The 25783-nt window shown below is 45.3% G+C and carries 29 protein-coding genes; 21 read left to right on the top strand and 8 right to left on the bottom strand.

Annotation, left to right across the window (positions count from 1 at the left end):
- The first annotated feature begins 259 nt into the window (after positions 1-259).
- From ACLHR0_RS04390 to ACLHR0_RS04290, 21 genes are all read left to right on the top strand, one after another.
- Entirely contained in the window at positions 260-502 is a 243-nt protein-coding gene (locus ACLHR0_RS04390) for a hypothetical protein (RefSeq protein ID WP_370909270.1), read from the top strand.
- 11 nt (positions 503-513) lie between these two features.
- Positions 514-1428: a substrate-binding domain-containing protein gene (locus tag ACLHR0_RS04385; protein WP_370909271.1), complete on the top strand. Its 915-nt coding sequence runs from the start codon at positions 514-516 to the stop codon at positions 1426-1428.
- A 36-nt stretch (positions 1429-1464) separates the two neighbouring features.
- Positions 1465-3216, top strand: a complete 1752-nt coding sequence (locus ACLHR0_RS04380; protein WP_429044714.1) for a hypothetical protein — start codon at positions 1465-1467, stop codon at positions 3214-3216.
- Positions 3217-3377: 161 nt separating this feature from the next.
- On the top strand, positions 3378-3773 hold the full coding sequence (locus ACLHR0_RS04375) for an NADH-quinone oxidoreductase subunit A (protein WP_079470052.1): 396 nt from the start codon (positions 3378-3380) through the stop codon (positions 3771-3773).
- A gap of 22 nt (positions 3774-3795) precedes the next feature.
- Positions 3796-4359, top strand: coding sequence for an NADH-quinone oxidoreductase subunit B (locus tag ACLHR0_RS04370; protein WP_142683785.1), 564 nt, complete (start codon positions 3796-3798; stop codon positions 4357-4359).
- Between the two features lie 45 nt (positions 4360-4404).
- A complete protein-coding gene (locus ACLHR0_RS04365) occupies positions 4405-4920 on the top strand; it encodes an NADH-quinone oxidoreductase subunit C (RefSeq protein WP_079469430.1) in 516 nt (171 codons plus the stop codon).
- A gap of 12 nt (positions 4921-4932) precedes the next feature.
- Positions 4933-6153, top strand: coding sequence for an NADH-quinone oxidoreductase subunit D (locus ACLHR0_RS04360; RefSeq protein ID WP_370909273.1), 1221 nt, complete (start codon positions 4933-4935; stop codon positions 6151-6153).
- Between the two features lie 42 nt (positions 6154-6195).
- Entirely contained in the window at positions 6196-6699 is a 504-nt protein-coding gene (locus tag ACLHR0_RS04355) for an NADH-quinone oxidoreductase subunit NuoE family protein (RefSeq protein WP_079469428.1), read from the top strand.
- 23 nt (positions 6700-6722) lie between these two features.
- Complete coding sequence (locus tag ACLHR0_RS04350; RefSeq protein WP_420987513.1) at positions 6723-6911, top strand: hypothetical protein; 189 nt, start codon at positions 6723-6725, stop codon at positions 6909-6911.
- Between the two features lie 64 nt (positions 6912-6975).
- Complete coding sequence (gene nuoF, locus ACLHR0_RS04345) at positions 6976-8340, top strand: NADH-quinone oxidoreductase subunit NuoF (RefSeq protein ID WP_429044718.1); 1365 nt, start codon at positions 6976-6978, stop codon at positions 8338-8340.
- A gap of 76 nt (positions 8341-8416) precedes the next feature.
- Positions 8417-9505: a 2Fe-2S iron-sulfur cluster-binding protein gene (locus tag ACLHR0_RS04340; protein ID WP_436484983.1), complete on the top strand. Its 1089-nt coding sequence runs from the start codon at positions 8417-8419 to the stop codon at positions 9503-9505.
- A gap of 21 nt (positions 9506-9526) precedes the next feature.
- On the top strand, positions 9527-10570 hold the full coding sequence (gene nuoH, locus ACLHR0_RS04335) for an NADH-quinone oxidoreductase subunit NuoH (RefSeq protein ID WP_370909277.1): 1044 nt from the start codon (positions 9527-9529) through the stop codon (positions 10568-10570).
- A 52-nt stretch (positions 10571-10622) separates the two neighbouring features.
- Positions 10623-11126 carry an NADH-quinone oxidoreductase subunit NuoI gene (gene nuoI, locus ACLHR0_RS04330; protein ID WP_370909278.1) on the top strand — a complete coding sequence of 168 codons (504 nt, stop codon included), beginning with the start codon at positions 10623-10625 and terminating at the stop codon, positions 11124-11126.
- Between the two features lie 59 nt (positions 11127-11185).
- A complete protein-coding gene (locus ACLHR0_RS04325; protein ID WP_370909279.1) occupies positions 11186-11680 on the top strand; it encodes an NADH-quinone oxidoreductase subunit J family protein in 495 nt (164 codons plus the stop codon).
- Between the two features lie 51 nt (positions 11681-11731).
- Positions 11732-12049 (top strand): NADH-quinone oxidoreductase subunit NuoK, encoded by a 318-nt coding sequence (gene nuoK / locus ACLHR0_RS04320; RefSeq protein WP_079469422.1) that lies wholly within the window; start codon positions 11732-11734, stop codon positions 12047-12049.
- A gap of 54 nt (positions 12050-12103) precedes the next feature.
- The gene (nuoL, locus tag ACLHR0_RS04315) at positions 12104-14005 is read left to right on the top strand and encodes an NADH-quinone oxidoreductase subunit L (protein ID WP_436484979.1); all 1902 of its coding nucleotides are present in this window, start codon (positions 12104-12106) and stop codon (positions 14003-14005) included.
- Between the two features lie 33 nt (positions 14006-14038).
- Positions 14039-15475 carry a complex I subunit 4 family protein gene (locus ACLHR0_RS04310; RefSeq protein ID WP_370909281.1) on the top strand — a complete coding sequence of 479 codons (1437 nt, stop codon included), beginning with the start codon at positions 14039-14041 and terminating at the stop codon, positions 15473-15475.
- A gap of 64 nt (positions 15476-15539) precedes the next feature.
- Positions 15540-16913 carry an NADH-quinone oxidoreductase subunit N gene (locus ACLHR0_RS04305; RefSeq protein ID WP_429044725.1) on the top strand — a complete coding sequence of 458 codons (1374 nt, stop codon included), beginning with the start codon at positions 15540-15542 and terminating at the stop codon, positions 16911-16913.
- A 155-nt stretch (positions 16914-17068) separates the two neighbouring features.
- Positions 17069-18346, top strand: a complete 1278-nt coding sequence (locus ACLHR0_RS04300) for an ABC transporter permease (RefSeq protein WP_429044726.1) — start codon at positions 17069-17071, stop codon at positions 18344-18346.
- A 48-nt stretch (positions 18347-18394) separates the two neighbouring features.
- Positions 18395-19708 (top strand): gluconate:H+ symporter, encoded by a 1314-nt coding sequence (locus ACLHR0_RS04295; RefSeq protein WP_436484976.1) that lies wholly within the window; start codon positions 18395-18397, stop codon positions 19706-19708.
- Positions 19709-19747: 39 nt separating this feature from the next.
- Positions 19748-20851 (top strand): D-TA family PLP-dependent enzyme, encoded by a 1104-nt coding sequence (locus tag ACLHR0_RS04290; RefSeq protein WP_436484974.1) that lies wholly within the window; start codon positions 19748-19750, stop codon positions 20849-20851.
- 213 nt (positions 20852-21064) lie between these two features.
- On the opposite strand, the gene ACLHR0_RS04285 is transcribed toward ACLHR0_RS04290, so the two are convergent.
- The 8 genes from ACLHR0_RS04285 to rpsF form a co-directional block, all read right to left on the bottom strand.
- Positions 21065-21466: a hypothetical protein gene (locus tag ACLHR0_RS04285; RefSeq protein WP_436484972.1), complete on the bottom strand. Its 402-nt coding sequence runs from the start codon at positions 21464-21466 to the stop codon at positions 21065-21067.
- Between the two features lie 47 nt (positions 21467-21513).
- On the bottom strand, positions 21514-22239 hold the full coding sequence (locus tag ACLHR0_RS04280; protein ID WP_436484970.1) for a hypothetical protein: 726 nt from the start codon (positions 22237-22239) through the stop codon (positions 21514-21516).
- 53 nt (positions 22240-22292) lie between these two features.
- The gene (locus ACLHR0_RS04275) at positions 22293-22916 is read right to left on the bottom strand and encodes a rhomboid family intramembrane serine protease (protein WP_436484968.1); all 624 of its coding nucleotides are present in this window, start codon (positions 22914-22916) and stop codon (positions 22293-22295) included.
- A gap of 35 nt (positions 22917-22951) precedes the next feature.
- Positions 22952-23827: a hypothetical protein gene (locus ACLHR0_RS04270; protein WP_436484966.1), complete on the bottom strand. Its 876-nt coding sequence runs from the start codon at positions 23825-23827 to the stop codon at positions 22952-22954.
- Positions 23828-23856: 29 nt separating this feature from the next.
- Positions 23857-24354 carry a DUF6169 family protein gene (locus tag ACLHR0_RS04265; RefSeq protein WP_370909290.1) on the bottom strand — a complete coding sequence of 166 codons (498 nt, stop codon included), beginning with the start codon at positions 24352-24354 and terminating at the stop codon, positions 23857-23859.
- A 285-nt stretch (positions 24355-24639) separates the two neighbouring features.
- Positions 24640-25086: a 50S ribosomal protein L9 gene (gene rplI / locus ACLHR0_RS04260; RefSeq protein ID WP_079469410.1), complete on the bottom strand. Its 447-nt coding sequence runs from the start codon at positions 25084-25086 to the stop codon at positions 24640-24642.
- A gap of 6 nt (positions 25087-25092) precedes the next feature.
- Entirely contained in the window at positions 25093-25365 is a 273-nt protein-coding gene (rpsR, locus tag ACLHR0_RS04255; RefSeq protein WP_079470050.1) for a 30S ribosomal protein S18, read from the bottom strand.
- Between the two features lie 4 nt (positions 25366-25369).
- On the bottom strand, positions 25370-25720 hold the full coding sequence (rpsF, locus tag ACLHR0_RS04250) for a 30S ribosomal protein S6 (RefSeq protein WP_227024404.1): 351 nt from the start codon (positions 25718-25720) through the stop codon (positions 25370-25372).
- Positions 25721-25783: the final 63 nt, after the last annotated feature.

The following is a 25783-nucleotide window of genomic DNA, read 5'->3' as shown; positions in this document are numbered from 1 at the left end:
TGGGTGTATTTGCATCTTTTAACAGGAATTAGAAGAAAAAAACGGGGATTTATGAGTTACAAAGAAGTATTTGCCGCAAATTGTAATAGTCAGTAAATGATCATATTGTAAATCAAAAAATAACAACATGTTGAAAAAATGCCTCAAATTGCGGCTGGACAAGCAAAAGGGTGCGGTTTTAAGTCAGTTTTTTAACATTCCTCTAAAATTCTCTATGACCGATTAAAAAATTATTTTTTGTATAATTGTAATTCGCAACATGGAAACACACGAAGAACAAACAAGCAGACGGCAGGAAAACAGGTATCGGCCAATGGGTGAGCTGATCAGGGGAATATTTTTTATCCTCTTTGGTTTGTTCGCAATCTTTGCGGAGAAACTGGGATTCGGGGAATTCAGAATATCGCCACAGATGATGAGTATTGTTGGTGCGGTTTTAATAGTTTACGGCCTCTTTAGGGTTTATAATGGAGTGAGAAAACTTTTTTTTAACAGGAACTAAAGAGGTGTAATATGTTTTTCAGTTTAGAAAGAATGAATGCTGTATATTTAGCAGCTATTACATTGATGATGGCCGCTTGCGGACAGAATCCAAATGCGAAAAAATTAGATACAGCTACAGAAGGCACCATCCATATAAGTGTGGATGAGACATATAAGCCGCTGATTGATTCGGAAATAAAAGTTTTTCAATCGCTGTATCCAAAAGCACATATCATCCCTACCTATAAACCGGAGGCTGATTGCTTTAAAGATCTTTTAAATGATAGTGCCCGCCTGGTAATCGTTACCCGCGATTTCAACCAGCAGGAACGCGATTACTTCAAGCAAATCAAAATTACGCCTAACAGCCTTTTACTTGCCTGGGACGCGCTTGCGCTGGTGGTAAATAAGGAGAATCCTGATTCTGTGTTGAATATGAATCAGGTACGTGAGATTATGGACGGCACCAATAAAGACAGGAAGTGGCAACTGGTGTTTGACAATGCCAACTCAAGCACCGTGCGGTATATCATGGATTCCATCAACAAGGGTAAACCTCTGCCAACCAATACAATGGCTGCGAAAACCAACCCGGAAGTGGTGGATTATGTGACAAAAAACAAAGACGCGATTGGTGTTATAGGTGTTAGCTGGATCTCTGATCCGAACGATTCATTGTCTATGGCTTTTACACGTGAGGTATCTGTAGTCAGACTAAGAGCAGACAATGGTTCAGAATTTGTTAAGCCATACCAGGCCTATATTGGTATTGGCACCTATCCGTTAAAACGCGGCTTCTTCTATTGCCTGAAAGAACCATATCATGGACTTGGCAGTGGATTTGCAACCTTTCTCGGTAGTTATGAGGGACAGCTGGTAATGAAGCAGTTCCGTTTATTCCCGGCGAGATTGAATGTAGTATTCAGGGAAGCCAACCTTAAGTAGAAGAAAAACACAACTAAAACTAAAAAACCAGATTGCATGAACAAACGGAAAAGTTTAATCGTAGCATTGCTTTGCGCCGCCTCAAGCGGTGTGATGGCCCAATCTGTGGAGGACGGACTGAAAGACCTGTATTACGGTAAGTACCTGTCTGCCAAGCAGAATTTAGAGAAAGTGATCGCAGCAAAGCCTACGGAAGACAAAGCGTATTATTACCTCGGTATAGCCCAACTCGGAATGGATGATGCTGCAGGTGCTGCTGCTACCTTCCAGAAAGGCTTACAGGCAGTACCCACATCTGCTTTACTGCAGGCTGGTATGGGCCGTATTGATCTGATCAATGGTAATGCCGCCGCCGCAAAACAGAAATTTGATGCCGCCAGCGCCGCCACACAGGGCCGCGATGGAGATGTTGCCCGCGCTATTGCTGATGCAAACAGCGAAATCAAAGGTGGCGACCGCGCTTATGCCCTCACTGTAATGGAGAAACTCCTGAACAACGAAGGCCGTAAGAAAAAAGAACAATATACTCCCGTTGCAGCCGATTATATTGAGCTGGGAGATGCTTACCGCTTCCTCGGTGGTGAAAACGGCGGTAAAGCCATCACCACTTATGAAAAAGCACTGGAACTCGATCCAAACAACGCTGAAGCAGTAATGAAACAGGGTTTGGTGAACTATAACGCCAGGCTGAAAGCAGAAGCAGTAGCAGATTATACGAAAGCCACCAACATGGATCCGAAATATGGTCCGGCCTTATATGAACTGTTCCTGTTCTACACCACTCCTAAAAAAGATCAGCTTTCCTGGGAAAATGCAGCGCAATACCTGGAGAAATATATGGCGGTAGCCGATCCTGCTGATAAAACCAAGAATGAACTGCTGTCAGCTTCTATTTCTTTCTTCAAGAAAGATTATGATGCCGCTATCAGTAAAGGTCAGGCAGCATTGCCAAATGCCACCGACGCCTATAAGAACCAGTTGGTACTGCTGATCGGGGACTCTTACCTCCAGAAAGGTGATTCCCTGAACGCCCAGAAAACAATGGATACTTATGTGCAGCAGGTGGGAGAAAGCAAACTGGATTCTGCGGATTACAAACTGTTGTCAGCCATCTACATGAAGCTGAAATCTTCTGATTCCGCTACCCAGAACCAATACAATACAAAGGCCCTGGCTTACCTGGAAAAATATGCAGGTTCTATCACTACAAAAGATCCGGAAACCTTTATCCAGATCGCAGAGCAGCTGAAAGGAGCCCGTAACTATACTGCTGCGGCAGAATGGTATGCAAAAGCGAACGAATTATCTCTCGCTAATAAAGAGCAACTGCAGGCGATCGATTACTTCAACGTAGGTATCAACTACTACTACGGTGCCGTAAATGTTAAGCCTTTCGATACTACTTTGCTGGCTAAAGCCGATTCTGCTTTCCAGAAAGTAATTGAAGCAAAACCTGAGCTGGGTACCGGTTACTACTGGAGAGGCCAGAGCAATTTTGCTAAAGATCCACAGGCCCAGGCCGGTGTAGCAAAACCTTTCTATGATAAATACATAGAAATCTCTGAAGTTGATCCTGCTAAAAACAGGGGTACGCTGATCAACGCTTACACTTATGAGCTGTTATACTACTACTTTAAGGAAGATAAAGCCAATGTAAAAGTATATGCTGATAAACTGACTGCCTTAGATCCGAATAACACCGCTGTTAAACAGATCAATGAAAATATGGCTGCCCGTGAAAAACCAGCCGCCAAACCAGCTGCAAAGCAGGGTCAGAACAAGAAATAGTTATTAATTACATATAATTGCTAAAAACCTCCTGTACCCGCAGGAGGTTTTTTAGTTTCCGGTTGGTGAAAAAAGATAATATTTTAACTCTTAATAGATTTGATAATTGGTCAACTTACAGTATTTTTGCGCATTCGGACAATGTTTTTATCGGGAAGCTTATGTATACAGAAACTGTATTTTTGTCAGCAACGACTACTCCTTTTAGCTATTTCCCTATAGTACTGCAATTAATTGCTGCTTTAGGTTTCGTTGGGATCACGATGTTAGCTACTCACTTTTTAGGTCCTAAACGCAAAACCAGCGACAAGCTTATCAACTTTGAAAGTGGTATCGAGCAAAAGGGTAACGCCCGCCAGCCGGTAGCCATCAAATACTTTCTGACCGCTATTCTTTTCGTGTTATTTGATGTAGAAGTAATCTTTTTCTACCCTTATGCGGTTAATTTCAGGGAATTGGGATGGGAAGGCTTTACGGCCGTGCTGATGTTTGTGGGCTTCTTTTTGTGTGGATTTATCTATATCACAAAGAAGGGTGCTCTGAAATGGGAAGATTAATTAACTCTTTAAATTAAAACCAATGGCTCGTCCGGTTCAATATAATAACAAGGTGAAGATGGTGGAAATCCCCGAGGGATATTCCGGTGAAGGATTTTATGCCACCTCTTTTGACAAGGTAATAGGTTTGGCGCGTAAAAACTCCATCTGGCCTTTACCATTTGCTACCTCCTGCTGTGGAATCGAATTCATGGCTACCATGGCGGCTACTTACGATATGGCCCGTTTCGGGGCAGAACGTATGGCCTTTACGCCACGCCAGTGCGATTTACTCATGGTAATGGGGACCATTTCCAAAAAAATGGGACCTATTGTGCGCCAGGTATACCTGCAGATGGCAGAGCCACGCTGGGTAATGGCCGTAGGCGCCTGCGCTTCCAGCGGTGGTATATTTGATACGTACTCTGTATTACAGGGAATCGACCAGGTGATCCCGGTAGATGTATATGTGCCAGGATGCCCTCCAAGACCGGAAGGTATCATCGATGGCTTCATGAAAATACAGGCCCTGGTAGGCCAGGAAAGTCTCCGCCGCCGTAACTCCGACAGGTATAAAGAACTGATGGAGTCTTACGGTATCAAGTAAGGAGAGGGGAATGGTTAATTGTAAATCGTAAATTTCAAATTGTTAATGTCTTTAACAAACGAACGCATACAGCAACGCCTGACGGAGAAGTTTGGAGATGTGCTAACCGGCTTTGAAGAGCCGTTTGGGCTGCTTACCCTCACCGCACAGAAAGATTATAACCTGAAAGTAATGCAATTCCTGTTTGATGATGAGGAATTGCGTTTTCGTTTTTTAACGGATATCACCGCAGTGCATTATCCCGACAGGAAAAACGAAGAACTGGCAGTAGTATATCACCTACACAACCTGCAGGATAACATCAGGCTCCGTCTGAAAGTATTCACACCCGTAGCCAAACCGGACGTTTTTACCGCTACCCAGCTGTACGCATCGGCCAACTGGATGGAACGCGAAACTTACGACTTCTACGGGATCAACTTTGTAGGACATCCCAACCTGATCCGTGTGCTGAATGTGGACGAAATGACCTATTTCCCCATGAGAAAGGAATTTCCGCTGGAAGACTCCATGCGTATTGATAAAGATGATGAGATGTTTGGAAGGGGAGGAAATCTTTAATACAACGAGGTTATGTTAGATCAGAAACAACATATAAAGCTGCCGGAAGGCTCTATAGAAAAAGATACGACCACGCTCAACCTGGGTCCTACACACCCGGCCACGCATGGCGTATTTCAGAACATTCTGGAAATCGATGGCGAACGCATTGTGAGCGCTGTTTCTACCGTAGGGTATATCCACCGCGCATTTGAAAAGATCGCTGAACGCCGTCCCTATTACCAGATCACGCCACTGACAGACCGTTTAAACTACTGCTCTGCCCCTATTAACAATATGGGTTGGTTACTGACCGTAGAAAAGCTCCTGGGCATTGAAACGCCTAAAAGAGTGGATTATCTGCGTGTTATTATCATGGAGCTGGCGCGTATTGCAGATCACCTGATCTGTAGCTCCGTAATGGGAGTAGATACCGGCGCATTAACCGGTTTCGTATACGTGATGACCTACCGTGAACTGATATACGAAATATATGAAGAGATCTGCGGTTCCCGTCTTACCACCAACATTGGTCGTATCGGCGGCTTTGAAAGAAATTTCACGCCCGCAGCTTTCGCAAAAATAGAACGCTTCCTGAACGAATATCCTGCTGTACTGAAAGAGTTTGAAACCCTGCTTACCCGTAACCGTATCTTCATGGAACGTACACAGGGCGTAGGTGCTATTACTGCAGAAAGGGCACTCAGCTACGGCTTCACCGGTCCAAACCTGCGCGCAGCAGGCGTGGATTACGATGTACGTGTAGCCAATCCTTACAGCTCTTACCAGGATTTCGACTTCTCCATACCGGTAGGTACTACCGGCGACAGCTACGACCGTTTCCAGGTGCGTAACGCGGAAATGTGGGAAAGTCTCAGTATCATCCGCCAGGCCATGGATAAGGTGAAAAGCCTGCCGGCAGATGTGTTCCACGCAGATGTACCTGCTTATTACCTCCCTGAAAAACAGGATGTTTATACAAAGATGGAAGCGCTCATTTATCACTTTAAAATTGTGATGGGTGAAGCAGACATGCTTCCGGGTGAAGTGTACAACGCAGTGGAAGGCGCCAATGGCGAACTTGGTTTTTACCTGATCAGCGATGGTGGCCGTAGTCCTTACAGGCTGCACTTCCGTCGTCCATGCTTCATTTACTACCAGGCCTACGCCGAGCTGGTGGAAGGCGCCATGTTGAGCGATGCGATCGTTTGTATGAGTAGTCTGAACCTGATCGCAGGTGAACTGGATGCGTAGTTACGCTATTGAATATTTCGAAGATTAAAGCTGAATAAAATAATGGCTGTGGTTCAATTTTCTGAAGAGAAACTGAATAAAGTAAAAGAAATCATTGCACGCTACCCGGAAGGGAAGCAGAAAAGTGCGTTGATACCGGTGTTGCACCTGGCTCAGGAAGCATTTGGTGGATGGCTGAGTGCAGAAACAATGGACTACGTTGCAACTTTACTGCAACTGCAATCAATTGAAGTGTATGAGGTAGCTACTTTCTATAGCATGTTTAACCTGAAACCGGTAGGCACCTATTTATTTGAGGTGTGCCAAACAGGCCCGTGCATGGTAAGTGGTTCTGATCAGATCATTGATTACATTAAAAATAAGCTGGGTATCGGCGTAGGTGAAACTACCGCCGACGGGCTGTTTACCCTTAAAACGGTGGAATGCCTCGGCGCCTGTGGTTATGCTCCCATGATGCAATTGGGAAAACATTACCGGGAGCACCTTACACCGGCTAAAGTAGATGAAATCATCGCAGAATGCAGATCTAAAGCAAACGCCAACTGATGCATCCAAAAAATAACCTGATCATGCGTTTTAAGGAAATGTATCAGCGCCACAAATTACAGGTAGTGGAAGCAATACTGCTGATGGCGTTACTCACCGCATTATGGCGGATCGATAACTGGCTGGTTTCCGTTATTTGTGGCGTAAGTGCCGGGCTCCTGTTTTACAGACTGGCAGAACGCATTTCGCAACACGGCATACGTAAGGCATAAAAGATATACACAAATCTGATAATGGCGCCGGGAATACCGGTAACATTACACCATAAGGAAGACAATGGGACGCAAATTACTGTTAGATAAAGCACATATTGAAGGCATCCGGTACTATGACACCTACCGGAGCAACGGCGGTTATGCTGCAGCTGAAAAAGCGCTGAAAACCCTGGGGCCGGACGGCGTACTGGATGAAGTGAAGAAGAGTGGCCTGAGAGGCCGTGGCGGTGCGGGTTTCCCTACCGGCCTGAAATGGAGTTTCATCGCCAAACCGGAAGGCGTTCCGCGCTACCTGGTTTGTAATGCAGATGAGTCGGAACCAGGTACGTTCAAAGACCGCTACCTGATGGAATTCATCCCCCACCTCCTCATTGAAGGATTACTGATCTCCAGCTTTGCCCTCGGCGCTAACAGTTGCTACATCTACATCCGCGGTGAATACGCCTGGATTCCGGACATCCTGGAACAGGCCATTGCAGAAGCAAAAAATAAAGGCTGGCTGGGTAAAAATATCCAGGGCACCGGCTTCGATCTCGAAATATACGTACAACGTGGTGCAGGCGCTTACATCTGTGGTGAAGAAACTGCCCTGATAGAATCCCTGGAAGGGAAACGCGGTAATCCGCGCATCAAACCACCATTCCCCGCGGTAAAAGGATTATGGCAATCGCCCACCGTAGTAAATAACGTGGAAACACTCGCCGCAGTAGTGCCTATTATCAACATCGGCGGCGACGAATATATTAAATACGGTACCGGCAAATCTACCGGCACCAAACTCATTTCTGCCTGCGGTAATATCAACAAACCCGGCGTTTATGAGATAGAAATGAATATCTCCGTAGAAGAATTCATCTACTCCGACGAATACTGCGGTGGTATCAAAAATAACAAACGCCTGAAAGCCTGTATCCCCGGCGGTTCTTCCGTTCCGGTGTTACCGGCTAACCTGCTGCTGAAAACAGCAAAAGGTGAAACCCGTATGATGACCTATGAAAGCCTGGCCGATGGCGGCTTTGCAACAGGCTCTATGCTGGGTTCCGGCGGATTTATTGTAATGGACGAGGACCAGTGTATTGTGCGCAATACCCTTACCTTTGCCCGCTTCTACCACCACGAAAGCTGCGGTCAGTGCAGCCCTTGCCGTGAAGGCACCGGCTGGATGAAGAAAGTGCTGCAGAACATCGAGTATGGTAAAGGCAAAATGAGCGACATCGATTTACTGTGGGATATTCAACGCAAAATTGAAGGAAACACTATCTGCCCGCTTGGCGATGCAGCAGCATGGCCGGTAGCAGCAGCTATCCGCCACTTCCGCGATGAATTTGAATGGCATGTGGCAAATCCTGAAGAATCACAGACCCGCAATTTCGGTCTGGCTCATTACGCAGACCCATTGCCGGCGCCAACACCAGCTGCTGTATAACGGGTATGCATATACTGAAATAAAGAATCAATATATAAAATAAACGTTGCTCCCCGCGAGCACAAAAGATATTAAGATGGCGGAGGAAATAAAATTATTTAAGGTTAAAATCGATAACATCTCTGTGGAGGTGGAACCCGGTACAACCATACTGAATGCGGCCCGGAAGATAGGAGGAGAGGTAGTGCCGCCGGCCATGTGTTACTATTCCAAACTGCAGGGCAGCGGCGGTAAATGCCGTACCTGCCTGGTAAAAGTATCCAAAGGTTCCGATGCCGACCCACGCCCCATGCCTAAACTGGTGGCCAGCTGCCGTACTACTGTAATGGATGGTATGGAAGTAGCCAACATCACTTCCCCGGAAGTACTGGATGCTCGTAAAGGAGTAGTGGAATTCCTGTTGCTCAATCACCCGCTGGATTGCCCGGTATGTGATCAGGCCGGGGAATGCCACCTGCAGGATCTGAGTTACGAACACGGCGCCGACAGCACCCGCTACGAATTTAAACGCAGAACTTTTGATAAAGTAGATCTCGGTGATCATATTAAATTGCACATGACGCGCTGCATCCTTTGCTACCGCTGCGTGTACACCGCTGATCAGCTTACCGAAAAACGCGAACATGGCATCCTGGGCCGTGGTGATGCTTCTGAAATCAGCACCTACATCTCCCAGTCGCTTGATAATGACTTCATCGGTAACGTGATCGACGTTTGCCCGGTAGGGGCCTTAACCGATCAAACTTTCCGGTTCAAAAACCGCGTATGGTTCCTGAAACCGGTAGATGCACACCGCAATTGCGAAAATCCAAAATGCTGCGGTAAAACTGTGCTTTGGATGCGCGGCGACGAAGTATTCCGCGTAACCGCCCGTAAAGATAAATACGGCGAAGTGGAAGACTTTATCTGCGATGTTTGCCGCTTTGAAAAAAAAGAAGCAAAAGACTGGATCATTGAAGGTCCACGCAAAATAGAACGTAACAGCGTTATTTCCCAGGGGCATTACGTGAATACTGTAAAACCTAAAGATCCGCTGGTGGATGTATTGGACGGAAGACAACCCAAACTGTTGTTTAATATTCACTCTGAAAGCCAGGTAAACAGACCGGACATTGATTTGTCGAAGATCGACGGCCCGGCTCACTCTGATGATTTTAAGAAGTAACAATCGTAATTACGTGTAAGTATGACCTTATTAAGCATAGATTGGTTTTTTATAATTGAAAAAGTACTCCTGATATCAGGGGTACTGGTACTTTCATTGGTAGTGGCTATGTATTCTACCTGGGGTGAAAGAAAGGTGGCAGCCTGGATCCAGGACCGTTTAGGTCCAAACCGCGCCGGTTTTATGGGATTGCTGCAACCATTGGCAGATGGTGGTAAACTCTTCTTCAAAGAAGAAATTATTCCTACCAACGCTAACCGCTTTCTCTTCGTACTGGGCCCTTCCATCGCGATGTTGGTGGCCTGTATGACCAGCGCCGTGATTCCCTGGGGTGATACCCTGGTAATTGCCGGCCGTCCCGTTTCCCTGCAGATAGCAGATGTGAACATCGGGATCCTTTTCATCTTCGGCGTAGTGAGCATGGGGGTGTATGGTATTATGATTGGCGGTTGGGCTTCCAATAATAAATACTCTTTGCTGGCATCTGTACGTGCCGCGTCGCAGATCATCTCCTACGAACTGCCAATGGGACTGGCCCTGATCGCATTACTGATGCTGACCGGCTCCCTGAGCTTAAAGGATATTGTGGAACAACAGCGTCATGGTTTATGGAACGTAGTATATCAGCCATTAGGCTTTTTCATCTTCCTGGTATGCGCTTTTGCTGAATGTAACCGCGCTCCCTTCGATTTACCGGAAGCAGAAAACGAATTGAACGGTGGTTATCACCTGGAATATTCTTCCATGAAACTGGGTTTCTTCCTGTTTGCGGAATATATCAACATGTTTATCAGTTCTGCGCTGATCTCTACCATGTACTTCGGCGGGTATGCCTTCCCGTATATGGATCAGCTGGGACTGGATCCGAACATGGTCACCATCCTCGGATTTGTGGCGCTGTTCCTGAAAACACTGTTTTTCATTTTCTTCTTTATGTGGGTACGCTGGACCGTTCCGAGATTCCGTTACGATCAGCTGATGCGTTTGGGCTGGAAGATCATGATTCCGCTGGCACTGGTAAATATGCTGATCACCGGGGCACTGGTATTGGCTCGTCAACATTAATATTATCTGATTAAATACACACCAAACGTGTGGATTAAATAAAGCATTCATTATGCAAGCATTAACTAACAGGGCGAAAGCAGTAGACCGCCGGCCGATGACATTCGCCGAGAAGATGTACATCCCTGCTATTGCCAAAGGTATGGGGATCACTTTTAAGCACCTTTTTCAGAAGAAAGCTACCGTTAGTTTTCCTGAAAAGACACGTGATTTCAGTCCCGTATTCCGTGGTTTACATGTACTGAACCGGGATGAAGAAGGCCGTGAAAGATGTACTGCCTGCGGATTGTGCGCAGTAGCCTGTCCTGCTGAAGCCATTACCATGGAAGCAGCGGAAAGGAAAGAGGGAGAAGAGCACCTGTACAGGGAAGAAAAGTATGCAGCGAAATATGAGATCAATATGCTCCGTTGCATTTTCTGTGGTTTTTGTGAAGAAGCTTGTCCCAAAGATGCAGTGTATATGTCTGAAACTTTTGCTCCTGCAAACTATCAGCGTAAAGGCTTTATCTACGGAAAAGATGATCTGCTGATTCCTCATCCGAAAGAAGGCAAATAATATTATTCACAGCGCACATTTAGCTAAAAATACAATAGTCAAACATAGCAGAGATGGGAATGAGTATACAACAAATAATTTTCATGGTGCTGTCGGTCGTTGCGCTGGTATCAGCGTTGGGCGTGGTATTGAGTAAAAATCCTGTAACGAGCGTGTTGTGCCTGATCGTAACATTCTTTACCATAGCCGGGCATTATATTATGATGAATGCCCAGTTCCTGGCAGTAGTGCATATCATTGTATATGCAGGGGCCATCATGGTATTGTTCCTCTACGTGCTGATGCTCATGAACCTGAATGCTGACCTGGAACCGCAGAAACGCAACTGGCTGAAATACGCCGGCGCTATCAGCGGGGGCGCTTTACTGGTGGTACTGGTAGCTGCATTACGCGATGCCAGCATGCCGGCATTGAGCACAAATGCTACTGATATCGGGTTAATTAAAAATCTCGGTATGATCCTGTTCAAACAATATGTGGTGCCGTTTGAAGTGAGCAGTATTTTGTTCCTCAGCGCAATGATCGGCGCCGTGGTAATTGGTAAAAAAGAATAGTAATACGGATTGCCTGTTGTAATTCGTAATTCCTAACCCGTAATTTATTTTATGCCTGTTCAATATTACATATTCCTGAGTATCGCCTTGTTTTGCATAGGTGTGATGGGTGTACTGATGCGCAGAAATGCGATTATTATTTTTATGTGCATTGAGCTGATGCTGAATGCAGTAAACCTGTTGATGGTGTCATTTTCCAAAATGTGGGCAGATGCAGGAAGGGTAGATGCAGGTTCTGCACAACTCTTTGTATTCTTTATTATGGTGGTAGCGGCTGCGGAAGTAGCAGTAGGACTGGCTATAATTACTATGGTCTACAGAAACACACACTCAGTAGATATTAACATTCTTAACAGGCTGAAAAATTAATAATTCTGCTGTCTTAATTATTAAATTTTTCGACGTCGTAAATAGAATTGATAAATGATTAATCTAGTTTGGCTGGTACCATTTTTACCATTATTGGGTTTCCTGGTGAATGGATTGGGACGCAGATTTTTATCCAAGTCCCTGGTAGGATTTGTTGGCAGTGGCGCAGTTCTGGCGTCCTTTGTGATTAGCTTATTAATATTCCTGGAAGTTAAAGCTCCCGGATTTTCTGCTCAGACAGTACACCTGTTTGATTTCATTTCTGTAGGTTCTCTGCAGATTCCTTTCGCCTTCCAGGTAGATCAGTTAAGTGCCTTGTTCCTGCTGGTGATCACCGGCGTAGGTACCCTGATCCATATCTACTCTACTTCTTACATGCATGAGGAAAGTGACGAAAGCTTTGCAAGATATTTCGCTTATCTCAACCTCTTCGTGTTTTCCATGTTGATACTGGTGCTGGGCGCCAACTATGTGATGATGTTTATCGGCTGGGAAGGTGTTGGTCTTTGTTCCTATCTCCTCATCGGTTTCTGGTTTAAAAATACCAGCTATAACAATGCTGCTAAAAAAGCATTCGTGATGAACCGCATCGGTGACCTTGGTTTCCTGATTGCTATCTTCTTCATGATCCTGCAGTTTGGTACGGTTACTTTCCCCGACGTGTTTGCCAAAGCGGCGCCGCTGGGAATGAACAATGGCGTTATCACCGCTATTGCCATGCTGATGTTTGTTGGCGCAATGGGTAAATCAGCACAGATTCCTTTATATACCTGGTTACCGGATGCGATGGCTGGTCCTACCCCGGTGTCTGCGCTGATCCACGCTGCTACGATGGTGACCGCCGGTATCTATATGATTGCACGCAGCAACGTGATTTATACACTCGCGCCGCATATCCAGACAGTAATCGCGATCATCGGTCTGGCTACTGCCCTGTTTGCAGCTTCTATTGCTTTAAAGCAAAACGATATTAAAAAAGTACTGGCTTATTCTACGGTGAGCCAGTTAGGTTATATGTTCCTTGCCCTCGGTGTGGGCGCTTATGGAGCGGCTGTGTTCCATGTAATGACACACGCCTTCTTCAAAGCCCTCCTGTTCCTGGGTTCCGGTTCCGTGATCCACGCAATGGGTGGCGAACAGGATATCAGGAAGATGGGTGGCCTCAAAAAATTCATGCCTACTACTGCATGGACCTTCCTGGTAGGATGCCTGGCGATTGCGGGTATTCCCGGTTTCTCCGGCTTCTTCTCCAAAGATGAAATCCTGGCGCAGGCATTTGCCAACAACCCGGTATTATATGTACTGGGCCTGTTAGGCGCACTGATGACTGCCTTCTACATGTTCCGCTTATACTACATCACCTTCACTGGTAAATTCCGTGGCACACACGAACAGGAGCATCACCTGCATGAAAGTCCTTCTGCTATCACCATTCCTTTGGTAATCCTGGCAGTACTTTCCGTGATAGGTGGTTATGTTGGTTTACCCGAAGTGTTTGGAACAAAGAATATGCTGGCCGAATACCTGGCGCCGGTGTTTGCACCATCTGCACCTTTTGCAGTGGAACATCACCTGTCGCACAGTACAGAATGGTTGCTGATGGGTGTGAGCAGTGTGCTGGTGATTGTATTTATCCTGCTGGCGCGTCAGAAATTTACGAAGTTTGAAGATGCGGGTACAGAAAGTACTGGTTTGGCAAAAGTGCTCGAAAACAAATGGTATATAGATGAACTGTATGATACTATTATCGTAAAACCATTGTATGAATTGTCGTCCCGTTTCTTCCGTGATACGGTGGAAAAGGCGGGTATCGACAAGCTGGTGAACGGTGTAGGCCGCGGTGTACAATGGGGAGGTCAGCAGATCCGCCTGGTACAAAACGGGCAGGTAGGTTTTTACATCTTTGCCATGGTCATCGGTATGATCGTATTATTTGTGATCGGATTCTTATTATAAACCAATAGCAGAAGTTACAAGCGCAGATAAATTATGTTGACAGTTTTATTAATATTGATTCCTTTCATAGCGGGCCTTATTGCATTTGGTCTGAAGGGGTCCGGGCCAAAAGTGCTGGGCATGATCTCATCGCTGGCAACAGTGGTGTTGGCAATTGGATCGTGGTGCCGCTTTCGTACTGCTCCCGACAGCCTGAACTTTGTTGCCGACTGGATTCCGCAGCTGGGAAGTCAATTCCGTGTTGGATTAGATGGAATGGGTGTGATGCTTTGCTTACTTACAGCGATTGCTTCTCTGCTTGTTTTCATTACTATTTATAACCGCAACTACGAAAAGGCCAATGCCTTTTATGGTCTGATGTTATTATCGCAGGCTGGCTTAACTGGTGTATTCACCGCTTTCGATGCCCTGCAGTTTTACATATTCTGGGAACTGGCCCTGATACCTGTTTATTTCCTCTGCTCTTTATGGGGTGGTGAAAAACGGATCGCCGTTACCTTTAAATTCTTTGTATACACTTTCCTCGGTTCGTTGCTGATGCTGGTAGGTATTATCTATATCTACTTTCAAACACCGGATCATTCCTTCAGCTGGGCTTCCTTTACAAGTGCGGCGCTAAATCCGGACGACCAGAAATGGCTGTTCTGGCTGTTCTTTGTGGCATTCGCCATCAAGATGCCGGTATTTCCGTTTCACACCTGGCAGCCCGATACTTACGAGCAGTCGCCCACCCCTGTTACCATGATCCTTTCCGGGGTAATGGTGAAAATGGGTTTATTTGGGGTGATCCGCTGGCTGCTGCCGGTAGTGCCACAGGGCGCTGCCATGTGGTCTGATGTAGCTATTGTATTATGTATCATCGGTATCATCTATGCTTCCTGCATTGCAATGGTACAAAACGACCTGAAACGCCTGATTGCTTACTCTTCCATTGCCCACATCGGTTTGATGTGCGCCGCTATTTTCGCCAATAACGAACAAAGCCTGCAGGGAGTAATGGTACAGATGTTTAACCACGGTATCAATATTATTGGTTTGTGGATCATCGTGGAAGTCATTCAGAACCGTTTAGGGATCAAAAATCTCGACCAGATGGGCGGCATGGCACAGAAGGCGCCACGCATGGCTATTTTCCTCGTTATTATCAGTCTGGCTAACATCGGTTTACCACTGACCAATGGTTTCATTGGTGAGTTCCTGATGTTCAGCGGATTGTTCCAATATAATCACTGGTTTATGGCATTTGCCGGATTAGGTATCATTCTCTCTGCTGTATATACCCTGGGTATGATTCAGAAAGTGATATTTGGCGAAGGAAATGAATTAACCGAAACTACTACAGATCTGCAGCCGGGTGAAACACTGGCACTGAGCCTGGTGGTGATCATGATCATAGTATTGGGCGTTTATCCCAAACCTATGCTGGATCTGGTGAGCGGCACGTCTGATGTGGTAAGTAAATTATTCTGATCTTCAGCCAAAAACTGAATACCGGAATGGAAAAATTTGTAACGGGGTTTTGTAACGCAAAAATATGAATGCACTAATTTCTACTGCTTTATCGGGCGTTGTACTGATGTTTGTTGGTTTATTTGTACGCAATAAGCAGCATATTAAATTTTTTGCCATCGCGGCCATCCTCATAGCATTTATTGCTAATCTGGCGCAATATCCGTCTGTAGAGCAGGGCGGGTATATCATGTATGGCATGATTGAAGTGACCAAATTTGGTGTGTTGTTCAACGCTGTAGCATTGGGCGCCACTTTGTTATATTTCCTGTTGTCGGGCAGTGAATTTGAAAAGGTAGGAGAACATGTAGCTGATTATTTCGCCCTGGTATTCTTTATCCTGGCGGGTATTTCGCTGGCTACCTCGTTCAGTAACCTGCTGATGTTGTTCCTGGCGATTGAAATTATGTCTATCCCGCAATATATTCTTGCGGGAGCAGATAAGAAAAGCCTCAAAAGCAATGAAGCATCCCTGAAGTATTTCCTGATGGGGTCTTTTTCTACCGGTATCCTGCTCATGGGTATTACCCTGATTTATGGCGCCGCCGGCACTTTTGATATTGCAGCATTAGGACTTGGTGCAGAAAGCGTGCATCCGTTGGCGTTATGCGGCATCATCCTGATGGTATTTGCCCTGTCTTTTAAAGTATCTGCAGTACCATTCCACTTCTGGACACCGGATGTATACGATGGTTCCCCCACTGTATTCACTTCCTTTATGTCTACCGTGGTAAAAGCAGGTGGATTTGTTGCTTTCCTGCGGATGTTCCACACCAGCTTTGCCGGTGGCAGCATCAGCGGACACTGGACACTGATCCTTTCTATTATCACAGCAGCGACCCTGATACTTGGTAACTTCAGCGCAGTTTTCCAGCAGAGTGTGAAACGGATGCTGGCTTATTCCAGTATTGCGCAGGCAGGCTTTATGCTGTTTGCAGTAGTGGCTATGAATAACAGGGGCGCGCAGGGAATTATCCTGTACTCCGCCGCCTACAGTATTGCCACTATCGGCGTTTTTGCGGTACTGATGAAACTGAAGGATTATACCTTTGAAGGATTCAACGGCCTGGCCCGCAAGGAGCCTTTGCTGGCGGCAGCGGTGGCAGTGTTCCTGTTTTCCCTGGCTGGTATCCCTGTTACAGCTGGTTTCTTTGCAAAATATTTTGTTTTAGCCGCGGCTATCGAACATGGTCATATTTTATGGCTGGTGATCATAGCAGTATTGTGTGCTGCTATCAGCGTGTACTATTACTTCCGCGTGATCATTGCCATGTATTTTAAACAGGGGGAACCCGAAGTAGAACCTGTTTCAGGCGGTTTTAAGGCTGCCCTGATCCTGGCCATAGCACTGGTGCTGGTATTGGGCCTGTTCCCGAACCTTTTATTATGCTGGATGTAAAAGCTGTGAGCTTATAACATAGGGAGAAGACCGAAGCGATTTACCTGATCCGCTTCGGTCTTCTCTTTTATACTGATCGCCGTTACCCGCCGTTCATCCCAAATTGAATGGATTAAATAGCTATATTACGTTAACTTTATAGGTAACCCGTTATTATGCAATCAAGAGATATTTTTTCCCTGGCATACCGTTCTGTAACCAGCAACAAGTTGCGTACTGGTCTTACTGTGTCCATCATTGCATTGGGTATCACGGTACTGGTAGGTATTCTTACGGCGATCGACAGTATGAAGAACAGCATCTACAGCAGCTTTGCGAGCATGGGCGCTAACAGTTTCTCTATCCGTAACCGGGGGATGCAGGTGCATATCGGGGATGATAACAATAAAGCTTCCAAGGGAAACAAGCATGTAAAAAAGGTAAAAAAATCCAACAGCAATAAAATTATCCGTTACCAGGAAGCAGTGGCCTTCCGGGACCGTTATCACTTCCCGGCTGTGGTGAGTGTGTCTTTCCAGGCCACCGGTATTGCCACGGTATATAAAGATGATAAGAAAACGAATCCCAATGTACAGGTGATAGGGGGAGATGAACACTACCTGCAGATTTCCAATTATGAGATTTCACAGGGAAGGGATTTTAACCAGCTGGATGTTCAGTCCGGCAGAAATGTGGCTATTCTTGGAATTGATGTGGCGGAGAAACTATTTGGCAAACAGCTTAAAAATGTGGTGAACAGTACGATCCGCGTGGGAGACATCCGGTACCGCGTAGTAGGGGTACTGGCATCAAAAGGCAGCAGCAAAATGATGAGCGCCGATAACGTGGTGATCACCACGGTGAATAATACCCGCAGGGTATTTAACCGGCCCAACGCCAGTTACCAGATAGCAGTAGCCGTAAAAGATATCAAGCAAATGGACGCCGCCCAGGGAGAGGCCACAGGCCTGTTCCGTATTATACGCGGATTGAATATTAATGAAGAAGATAATTTTGAGATCAGCAAGAGCGATAGTATTGCAGAAATGCTTTTTTCCAGTTTGGGCAAAGTGAACCTCTTTGCTATTGTTATTGCCTTTATTACGCTCTTTGGTTCTGCTATTGGACTGATGAACATTATGCTGGTATCGGTAGCCGAAAGAACCCGCGAAATAGGTGTTACCAAAGCGTTGGGAGCCACTAGTCACGTGGTGCGTACCCAATTCCTGTATGAGTCTATTATTATCAGTGTAATGGGAGGGGTGATCGGTGTAATTATGGGCATGCTCCTGGGAAATATTGTTTCCGTATTACTGAGCTCTGCTTTCATTGTACCGTGGTTCTGGATCATTATTGGAGTAACTATCTGTGCTGCAGTAGGGCTCGTTTCCGGTTTATATCCTGCCTATAAGGCTTCCAAATTAGATCCGATTATAGCCTTGAGATACGAATAATATTTTATTATCTTGTTGTTTTCCATGTTCATGTAAAACAACAGCTGTATGCCCTTATTAATTGTTATTGCGGCCATCCTCTTGCTGGTAATACTGGTCGCCTGGTGGCGTTTAAATACTTTCCTCTCTTTCCTTATAGTGTCTTTGCTGATGGGACTGGCGTTACATATGAACGTAACAGACATCACGCAGTCTATTCAAACAGGCATAGGTAAAACGTTAGGGTCCCTGATTGTGGTGATTGTTTTCGGCAGCATGCTTGGAAAGCTGGTGGCGGAAAGCGGCGCCGGGCAAAAGATTGCCGGCGGTTTAATGAACCTGTTCGGACCAAAGTATGTGCAATGGTCGTTGATGCTCACTGGTTTTATAGTGGGGATTCCCTTGTTTTACAATATCGGGTTTGTGCTGATGGTGCCCCTGATCTTCACCGTGGCGGCACGTACAAAGTTACCGGTGGTATATCTCGGTATTCCTATGCTCGCGTCTTTATCAGTAACGCATGGATACCTGCCGCCGCATCCCTCTCCAACTGCGTTGATACAGCAGTTTCATGCCAACATGGGGCTTACTTTGTTGTACGGTGTTATGGTGGCTATTCCGGCTATTGTGCTGGCGGGACCGGTATTTTCGCGTTTCCTGAAACACTACACCAATCCCCCGGGAAAAATGTTTGTGGCGCCACCGATTCCGGAAGAACAATTGCCGGGTATGTTTGTGAGTCTCTTTGCTGCGTTGTTACCGGTATTTTTACTGGCGGTGACGGCTTTGGTCAAGTTATGGATACCTGAAGATACTTTTCTTTTCAGACTGGCCAACTGGCTGGGAGAGCCGTTGATAGTGATGTTGCTGGCAGTGTTGAACGGCATGTATTTATTGGGATTGAGAAGAGGAATGCCCGCAAAAAAAGTAATGGTAATAATGGATGATGCCGTGCGGGATGTAGCCGTTATCATCCTGGTAATAGGCGGCTCCGGTGCGCTTACGCAGTTGCTGCACGACAGCAAAGTTAGCAGTTACATTGCTACCACGCTTCAGAATATGCACCTGCACCCGTTAATCCTGGCATGGGGTATTGCGGCTATCATCCGGGTGTGTATAGGATCTGCTACTGTAGCAGGACTCACAACCGCCGGGATTGTAGCGCCTATGATTGCTGCATCCGGTGTAAATCCGAGTCTGATGGTACTGGCTACCGGTGCGGGCAGCCTGATGTTTTCCCATGTAAATGATGCCGGTTTCTGGATGTTTAAGGAATACTTTAACTTGTCTGTGAAAGACACTATTAAAACCTGGTCGATAATGGAAACTATTGTATCAGTAACAGGTTTAATTGGCTGTTTGATCCTAAGTTTGTTTGTATAACGTGTATGATTATACGTAGTATAGTTTAAATTTCCCTGCATGGAATGGTATCAACTTACAAATGCTGCGCAGATTGATTCTCCGGCAATTGTTATTTATAAAGACAGGATAAAGGATAACATCTCATTGCTAAAAACAATGATCGATGACATACAACGGTTACGCCCACACGTAAAAACGAGTAAGATCGCTGAGGTAATACAGCTGATCATGGAAGAGGGAATAAGACGTTTTAAGTTTGCCACCATTGCCGAAGGAGAGATGCTGGGGATGGTAAATGCAGCTGATGCTTTAATGGCTTATCAGCCGGTGGGACCGAAGATTGTGCGTTTGCTGGAACTGGTACAGAAATATCCGCATACCGTTTTTTCCTGTGTTACCGACAACGCTGATGCTGCCCTGGCTATCAGTACTGTTTTCGCTGCGCAGGGGCGCCGGTTGCCCGTATATGTGGATCTTAATATAGGAATGAACCGCACCGGTGTCAGGCCCGGGCCCAACGCGCTGGAGGTATACCAATATCTTAACACTTTGCCGGGAGTAGTGCCTGTAGGGTTACACGCATACGACGGTCACCTGCATGATACGGATATGGATATACGAAAACGGCGTTGTGATGAAGCATATGCACCTGTTGCTGCACTGGCAGCGGCTGTAACAAATAGTGGGTTACCACAGCCGGAGATTGTTGCAGGTGGCACACCCACGTTCCCGGTACATGCAGCAAGGAAAGGTATCACTTGCAGTCCGGGTACTTTCATTTTCTGGGATGCGGGCTACGCAGCTAACCTGCCGGAGCAGCCGTTTAAATGGGCTGCGTTGGTGATCAGCCGCGTGATTTCTGTTATCGATGAACAGCATATTTGCGTTGATCTCGGGCATAAATCCGTAGCAGCAGAGAATCCGCAGCCAAGGGTGCAATTCCTGAATGCACCGGCAGCAGAACCGGTATCGCAGAGTGAAGAGCACCTGGTATTGAAAGTAGCGGATGCAACCCAATATCCCGTGGGCACAGTGTTGTATGGAGTACCAAAACATATATGCCCCACCGTGGCGCTATATGAAAAAGCATATGTAGCGGAGCGCAATGCGGTGGTCGCCAACTGGCGTATCGTAGCGCGCGACCGGCAGATTATCATTTGATGTTGTCTTGGCTCAGGATTACGCTGATTATACTGATTAGTTTGATTTTTACTTTTGGATTTTATAAAGGATTAAGGGAGATAGAAGCGGATATATTCGCTCTTATCTCCCTTAATTATTATTGAATCTAAAAATCAGAAAAAATCCAAAAGTAAAAATCAAACTAATCAGTATAATCAGCGTAATCCTGAGCCAAGACAAAATCCGCGTTGCTTAGTAATATAATTGCGACAAAACATTTGTGTCGTCGAAGGATTTAGGTTTTAGCCCCAGGAACTCTGTGTATTGTGTGAGTGTTAGCAGGGGTTTCAGCTTTGCATGCAATCCATTTTGCATACTGTTCATCTTGGTAGTATAAGCTTTCAGGTTACTTTGTTGCAGTGGTTGGATATTGACTTTTTGTCGCAGGTAATTAGTTACGATATTAAGTAGTTTGGGCTTTTGCGTTTCGGTAAGGATCAACGATTTATCCAGTTTGCTCACGATTGAACTGGCAGTTCCCTCCACATTCATGGTAGGCGCCTGAAATCTTGTATTAACTGGGGAGAGCGCGGCAAAAGCGGTATAGCAAGAGGTGAGTGCTATTAATAAACCAGCGGTGAACAGTTTTTTCATGAGCGTGGATTTGATATGCGATATCTCACTAAATATACTAAATACTGTTATTGCATTACCATTTTTACATAGCGTATTTGTGTATTTCCTTCCTCGTCTATTGTAATGTATTCAGATAGAATGGTTTTGTTATTGATCCAGTGTACCAGGCCCGGACCCCAGTCGTCGAGGCTGGCTTCTCCCACGGCTTTTATGTCGTTACCATTTACAGAAAACAGTTGAAACCCATTAGGATCAAAAGCGGCTACGAGGTCCATTGATGCGGTGATGATATACTTTTTATCCGGTGAAACGGCGGGGGCCGACCAGGTTACCATAGAATCGCCATTCAGGGTATTTACCAGCTCAAAGGCACTGCCTTCGTAGTAGGTAATAAAAAATCCTTTTCTTTTGATAGCTGGATAACTGCCGGCATAGGTATAGCCGATATAATCTTCGCCGTCGTTGTTGTTATTCGCCATGATCTTTTGCTTTCCATTTTCCAGCTGGATGGTTAGTTTATTACCTTCCCTTTTTACGAGGCTGTCTTTTGCCAGTACATCTGCTTCGCTGGAATCCGGGGGAGCAAGCGGAAATTTATCGAAATCTGTTTTTTCGATAAAGTACACGAAGAAGGTTTTATTACCCAGCTGAACGGTATCATCGGGAGTTTTATTAATAGCAGGCGGTGTGGAATCGTTGGCAGTGGCGTTGGTGTTATCTGCTGTTTTGTTTTTGCAGCTCAATATCATTATTGCGCATACACACAGCAGAAACCATAACTTATTCATCATCTTTTGTTGCATTTAAGTGTACAAATGTAAGTATTTAGAATTTCGGAAGAGGTTTAGCGGGTAAGTCTTTCCCCATCTGCTTTTGTCAGTGTAAAAAAGAAAAGATACCCGGTAAGGGCGCCGCTCAGAAAGCCAGCCAGGTGTGCTGCATTATCCACTCCTTGTGAAACCGCAGCAGCTATTACATTTAATGCTATAAATAAACCAATATAAGCCAGAAACGCTTTCCTTATCTCCGCCGGGAAGAGGGGAGTGGTGAGCAGCGCCAGGAATACACCGTAAATACCAAAAATAGCACCGGAAGCGCCTACACCCACTGCGCCTTTATGATACCAGATGCTGACATAGTCGGATATTAATCCTGTGATCATATAGGCAAGGCCATAACGGAAACTACGCAATACCGGTTCCAGGAAAATGCCTCCAATAAACAGTCCCAGCATATTTGTGAAAAGATGGCCCATTCCTGCATGCAGGAACATGCTGACAAATAGCCGCCAGTACTGCTGTTGCTCTATGGTCAGTGACCAATAGTTGGCGCCAGCATGCAGCAGGTGGGTTCCATCTCCCCACCATATACTCATTCCTGTTAGTATGGTGTAAAGAAATACAAGTACGTTTATGCCGATCAACACCAGTGTAACCGGCATCTCCTTTAATCGGTCTGTGATTTTCATCTCCTAAAAGTTAATGAAAAATCCCCAATTGCGCGTTATTCGTATTGATATTCAAGTGCAAAATGGTTGTCACTTCCCAATTTGGTATATCCTTCACTGTGTAAATGCACCCAGGCGCCAGCCGGATATTGGCGGCCGCCGTTGAAATAGTAGGCATATTGAACAGTGGTAGTGCGGTCATATTCGAGTAAACCTTGCTGGCAGCGTGTTTTTTCTTTTTCTGTAATCTTGATAAGAAAAGGATTATGGGTATTCAGGTGCAGAAAAGCGTCTGATAAGTCACCCTGGGGAGAAAGGTTGACGACCGGAGCCACAGCATGACTGAGCAGCAACTGATTGGCCAGGGGATGCAGGGGGTTAATAGAATCTTCGCATTCGTATTTTGCAGTTCTCAAAGTAACTAAGGTATCTTCTTTTTTGCCTGAGAAACTATCGATACAGATATCTTTTCTTACTGGGTTTGCGGCATCATAATTCCAGCTGACTGCCTGTGTGGAATCGGAGTACTTCATGGCAGCAGGTAACCCGTTCTTCCAGCGAACATTGGTAACGCGGAGCAGTTGTTCCTTTGCATCAAAGTATTGTACGGTAGCGATGTTACCATCTTTATCCCAGGAAGTGACTTTAGCGCGCTCTTTTACTGCTGTGACGTTATTTTCCCGGTTGGATAATACCATTCCGGTAATCCGGTGGGAATGATCATAGGAAAAAGTGCTGATGGTATCGTTTAATGGCCGGTGATGTACCAGTTCAGCGAGATTGCCCTGCTGATCATACCGGAAGGTATACTGGGGCATGCTTTCTCCCTGGATGCTGATGGTGGTCAGCCGGGGAAGTCCGGGCCTGTGATTTCTGGTGCTGCAGGCCGAGGCGGTAACAACAACGATAAAGAAGAAGATAATTTTTTTCATACTCATGGCGGAATATTGGTATGAAAATACTAATAAGATTTGAGTTTTTCGGCGGTGGATTTACTGAGATTGCGAAAGCTGGAAATGATGTGTTCCTTCATAACGTTTTTTGAATGAAGAATGATGGAACAGTGAATATCTATTTCTGATGTGGTGATAGACTCATTATATTTTTCAAGAAAACTGATTTTTTGCTGCTGGTACCAATGCTCAAACATTCTCATTCTGGCCGTTCCTCTGCTGTCTGCACTATCGCAGACAAAAAATAAGATTTTGTCTTGCTTTTCATTAAGGAGATTAAGAATGTGATGGGTAATTGTAAAGCGGATTTTTATGTCGGCGCGGGATTTAGAGTGGGGGCTACTAATCCTGTCAAATCCGAATGTCATTACATCATCGGAAAATTCCGGATAATCCTGAAAATAGCAGATGCCATCCCCAAAATATACATTATAAACAACCTCTTGATCAGTTGTAAATTGATATAACCCGACTTTTAATTCTGTGAGTTTATAAGGGCTGAACAAACTTAATACCTTTAGATTTTAATTCAGATAAATCACGGCCGTTCGTAATGTAATCATGAATCAATTTCTTATCCGCTATCATCTTCTTCAGAATAGTGATGACTTTAGGATCAGGTGTTGATATGTGTTTTGCTGGTTTCATTGTGGTTACATTACAAATATAACCAAATCTATCAACAACTCAGTTGCCATTCGTTAATGAAACATAAATGCAATCATATTGATACAAAAAAATCCCGGGCTGATTCAGCCCGGGACTTTCTTCTTTCCAAACAAGTTGGAATATTACTCAGCTACTACTTCAAATTCCAGTTCGGTTTCGTTGCCTTTACCGAAATCGAGGCGAGCTTTGTAGGTACCCAGTTCTTTAACATCATCCAGGATGTGGATGCGGCGACGGTCAATTTCATAACCTTTCTGTTCTTTAATTGCACGGGCAATCTGAACACCAGTTACGCTACCGAAGATCTTACCGGATGTACCGGTTTTAGCGCCAATTTTAACAGGAGAAGCTTTCAACACTTCTACTACTTTCGCAATTTCAGCCAGCAGTTTCTCTTCTTTCACTTTCTGCACTTTCAGGCGTTCCTGAAGCTGCTTCATGTTGGAAGGGCTTGCTTCTACCGCAAATTTCTGAGGAATCAGGAAATTCCTGGCGTAACCATTTTTTACGCTAACCAGTTCATTCTTCTGACCCAGGTTATCTACGTCTTGTATTAAGATAATTTGCATAACTTCTTACTTTAAAAGGTCAGTAACATAAGGCAATAAAGCCATTTGACGAGCTTTCTTAATAGCCTGGGCTACTTTACGCTGAAATTTCAGGGAGTTACCCGTAATACGACGTGGCAACATCTTGCCCTGGTCGTTCAAAAATTTCTTCAAAAACTCCGCGTCTTTGTAATCTACGTACTTGATGCCCAACTTCTTGAAACGGCAGTATTTCTTCTGACGTTTCTCGGTTTTTACGGCCGTTAAGTACTTGATTTCTTGTTTCGGTTTAACTGCCATAGTTTTAAGCTTCAGTGGTTTTAGATTCAGCATTTACGCCATGTCTTTTGCGACCGTTGTAAGTAACAGCGTGCTTGTCCAGCGCAGTAATCATGTGACGTAATACATTTTCATCGCGATTCAGCTGGATTTTCAGCTTCTCATTGAGGTCGGATGGCGCATTGTATTCCAGAACAACATACATTCCTGTAGTCTTCTTCCGGATAGGATACGCCAGTGATCTTAATCCCCAGGGATTTTCGTGCGTGATTTCTCCGCCGTTATCTTTAATGATATCAGCGAATTTCTTTTGGGCGGCTTTGTAGTCGTCCTCAGAAAGCACAGGGGTAAAGATCACCATCAATTCGTAGTTCATAATTCCCTGTTTTAAATGGTTTAATTAAAAAATTAGGACCGCAAAGATACTGAACTATTCCTT

The organism is Chitinophaga sp. ARDCPP14 (assembly GCF_051362515.1).
Classification (GTDB): Bacteria; Bacteroidota; Bacteroidia; order Chitinophagales; family Chitinophagaceae; genus Chitinophaga.
The sequence above is the reverse complement of the archived record's forward strand: the minus strand, read 5'-3'. Positions and strand labels throughout refer to the sequence as shown.

What these genes read in the sequence shown, in the direction of transcription:
- ACLHR0_RS04270 (WP_436484966.1), bottom strand. Translation starts at nt 23,827, where the DNA reads ATGAAAAAAATTATCTTCTTCTTTATCGTTGTTGTTACCGCCTCGGCC.
- ACLHR0_RS04305 (WP_429044725.1), top strand. Translation starts at nt 15,540, where the DNA reads ATGAATGCACTAATTTCTACTGCTTTATCGGGCGTTGTACTGATGTTT.
- ACLHR0_RS04390 (WP_370909270.1), top strand. Translation starts at nt 260, where the DNA reads ATGGAAACACACGAAGAACAAACAAGCAGACGGCAGGAAAACAGGTAT.
- ACLHR0_RS04340 (WP_436484983.1), top strand. Translation starts at nt 8,417, where the DNA reads ATGGCGGAGGAAATAAAATTATTTAAGGTTAAAATCGATAACATCTCT.
- nuoL (WP_436484979.1), top strand. Translation starts at nt 12,104, where the DNA reads ATGATTAATCTAGTTTGGCTGGTACCATTTTTACCATTATTGGGTTTC.
- nuoF (WP_429044718.1), top strand. Translation starts at nt 6,976, where the DNA reads ATGGGACGCAAATTACTGTTAGATAAAGCACATATTGAAGGCATCCGG.
- ACLHR0_RS04370 (WP_142683785.1), top strand. Translation starts at nt 3,796, where the DNA reads ATGGCTCGTCCGGTTCAATATAATAACAAGGTGAAGATGGTGGAAATC.
- nuoK (WP_079469422.1), top strand. Translation starts at nt 11,732, where the DNA reads ATGCCTGTTCAATATTACATATTCCTGAGTATCGCCTTGTTTTGCATA.
- ACLHR0_RS04385 (WP_370909271.1), top strand. Translation starts at nt 514, where the DNA reads ATGTTTTTCAGTTTAGAAAGAATGAATGCTGTATATTTAGCAGCTATT.
- ACLHR0_RS04310 (WP_370909281.1), top strand. Translation starts at nt 14,039, where the DNA reads ATGTTGACAGTTTTATTAATATTGATTCCTTTCATAGCGGGCCTTATT.
- rpsF (WP_227024404.1), bottom strand. Translation starts at nt 25,720, where the DNA reads ATGAACTACGAATTGATGGTGATCTTTACCCCTGTGCTTTCTGAGGAC.
- ACLHR0_RS04375 (WP_079470052.1), top strand. Translation starts at nt 3,378, where the DNA reads ATGTATACAGAAACTGTATTTTTGTCAGCAACGACTACTCCTTTTAGC.
- ACLHR0_RS04350 (WP_420987513.1), top strand. Translation starts at nt 6,723, where the DNA reads ATGCGTTTTAAGGAAATGTATCAGCGCCACAAATTACAGGTAGTGGAA.
- ACLHR0_RS04380 (WP_429044714.1), top strand. Translation starts at nt 1,465, where the DNA reads ATGAACAAACGGAAAAGTTTAATCGTAGCATTGCTTTGCGCCGCCTCA.
- ACLHR0_RS04360 (WP_370909273.1), top strand. Translation starts at nt 4,933, where the DNA reads ATGTTAGATCAGAAACAACATATAAAGCTGCCGGAAGGCTCTATAGAA.
- ACLHR0_RS04300 (WP_429044726.1), top strand. Translation starts at nt 17,069, where the DNA reads ATGCAATCAAGAGATATTTTTTCCCTGGCATACCGTTCTGTAACCAGC.
- rplI (WP_079469410.1), bottom strand. Translation starts at nt 25,086, where the DNA reads ATGCAAATTATCTTAATACAAGACGTAGATAACCTGGGTCAGAAGAAT.
- nuoH (WP_370909277.1), top strand. Translation starts at nt 9,527, where the DNA reads ATGACCTTATTAAGCATAGATTGGTTTTTTATAATTGAAAAAGTACTC.
- ACLHR0_RS04295 (WP_436484976.1), top strand. Translation starts at nt 18,395, where the DNA reads ATGCCCTTATTAATTGTTATTGCGGCCATCCTCTTGCTGGTAATACTG.
- rpsR (WP_079470050.1), bottom strand. Translation starts at nt 25,365, where the DNA reads ATGGCAGTTAAACCGAAACAAGAAATCAAGTACTTAACGGCCGTAAAA.
- ACLHR0_RS04355 (WP_079469428.1), top strand. Translation starts at nt 6,196, where the DNA reads ATGGCTGTGGTTCAATTTTCTGAAGAGAAACTGAATAAAGTAAAAGAA.
- ACLHR0_RS04285 (WP_436484972.1), bottom strand. Translation starts at nt 21,466, where the DNA reads ATGAAAAAACTGTTCACCGCTGGTTTATTAATAGCACTCACCTCTTGC.
- ACLHR0_RS04290 (WP_436484974.1), top strand. Translation starts at nt 19,748, where the DNA reads ATGGAATGGTATCAACTTACAAATGCTGCGCAGATTGATTCTCCGGCA.
- ACLHR0_RS04275 (WP_436484968.1), bottom strand. Translation starts at nt 22,916, where the DNA reads ATGAAAATCACAGACCGATTAAAGGAGATGCCGGTTACACTGGTGTTG.
- ACLHR0_RS04280 (WP_436484970.1), bottom strand. Translation starts at nt 22,239, where the DNA reads ATGATGAATAAGTTATGGTTTCTGCTGTGTGTATGCGCAATAATGATA.
- ACLHR0_RS04365 (WP_079469430.1), top strand. Translation starts at nt 4,405, where the DNA reads ATGTCTTTAACAAACGAACGCATACAGCAACGCCTGACGGAGAAGTTT.
- nuoI (WP_370909278.1), top strand. Translation starts at nt 10,623, where the DNA reads ATGCAAGCATTAACTAACAGGGCGAAAGCAGTAGACCGCCGGCCGATG.
- ACLHR0_RS04325 (WP_370909279.1), top strand. Translation starts at nt 11,186, where the DNA reads ATGAGTATACAACAAATAATTTTCATGGTGCTGTCGGTCGTTGCGCTG.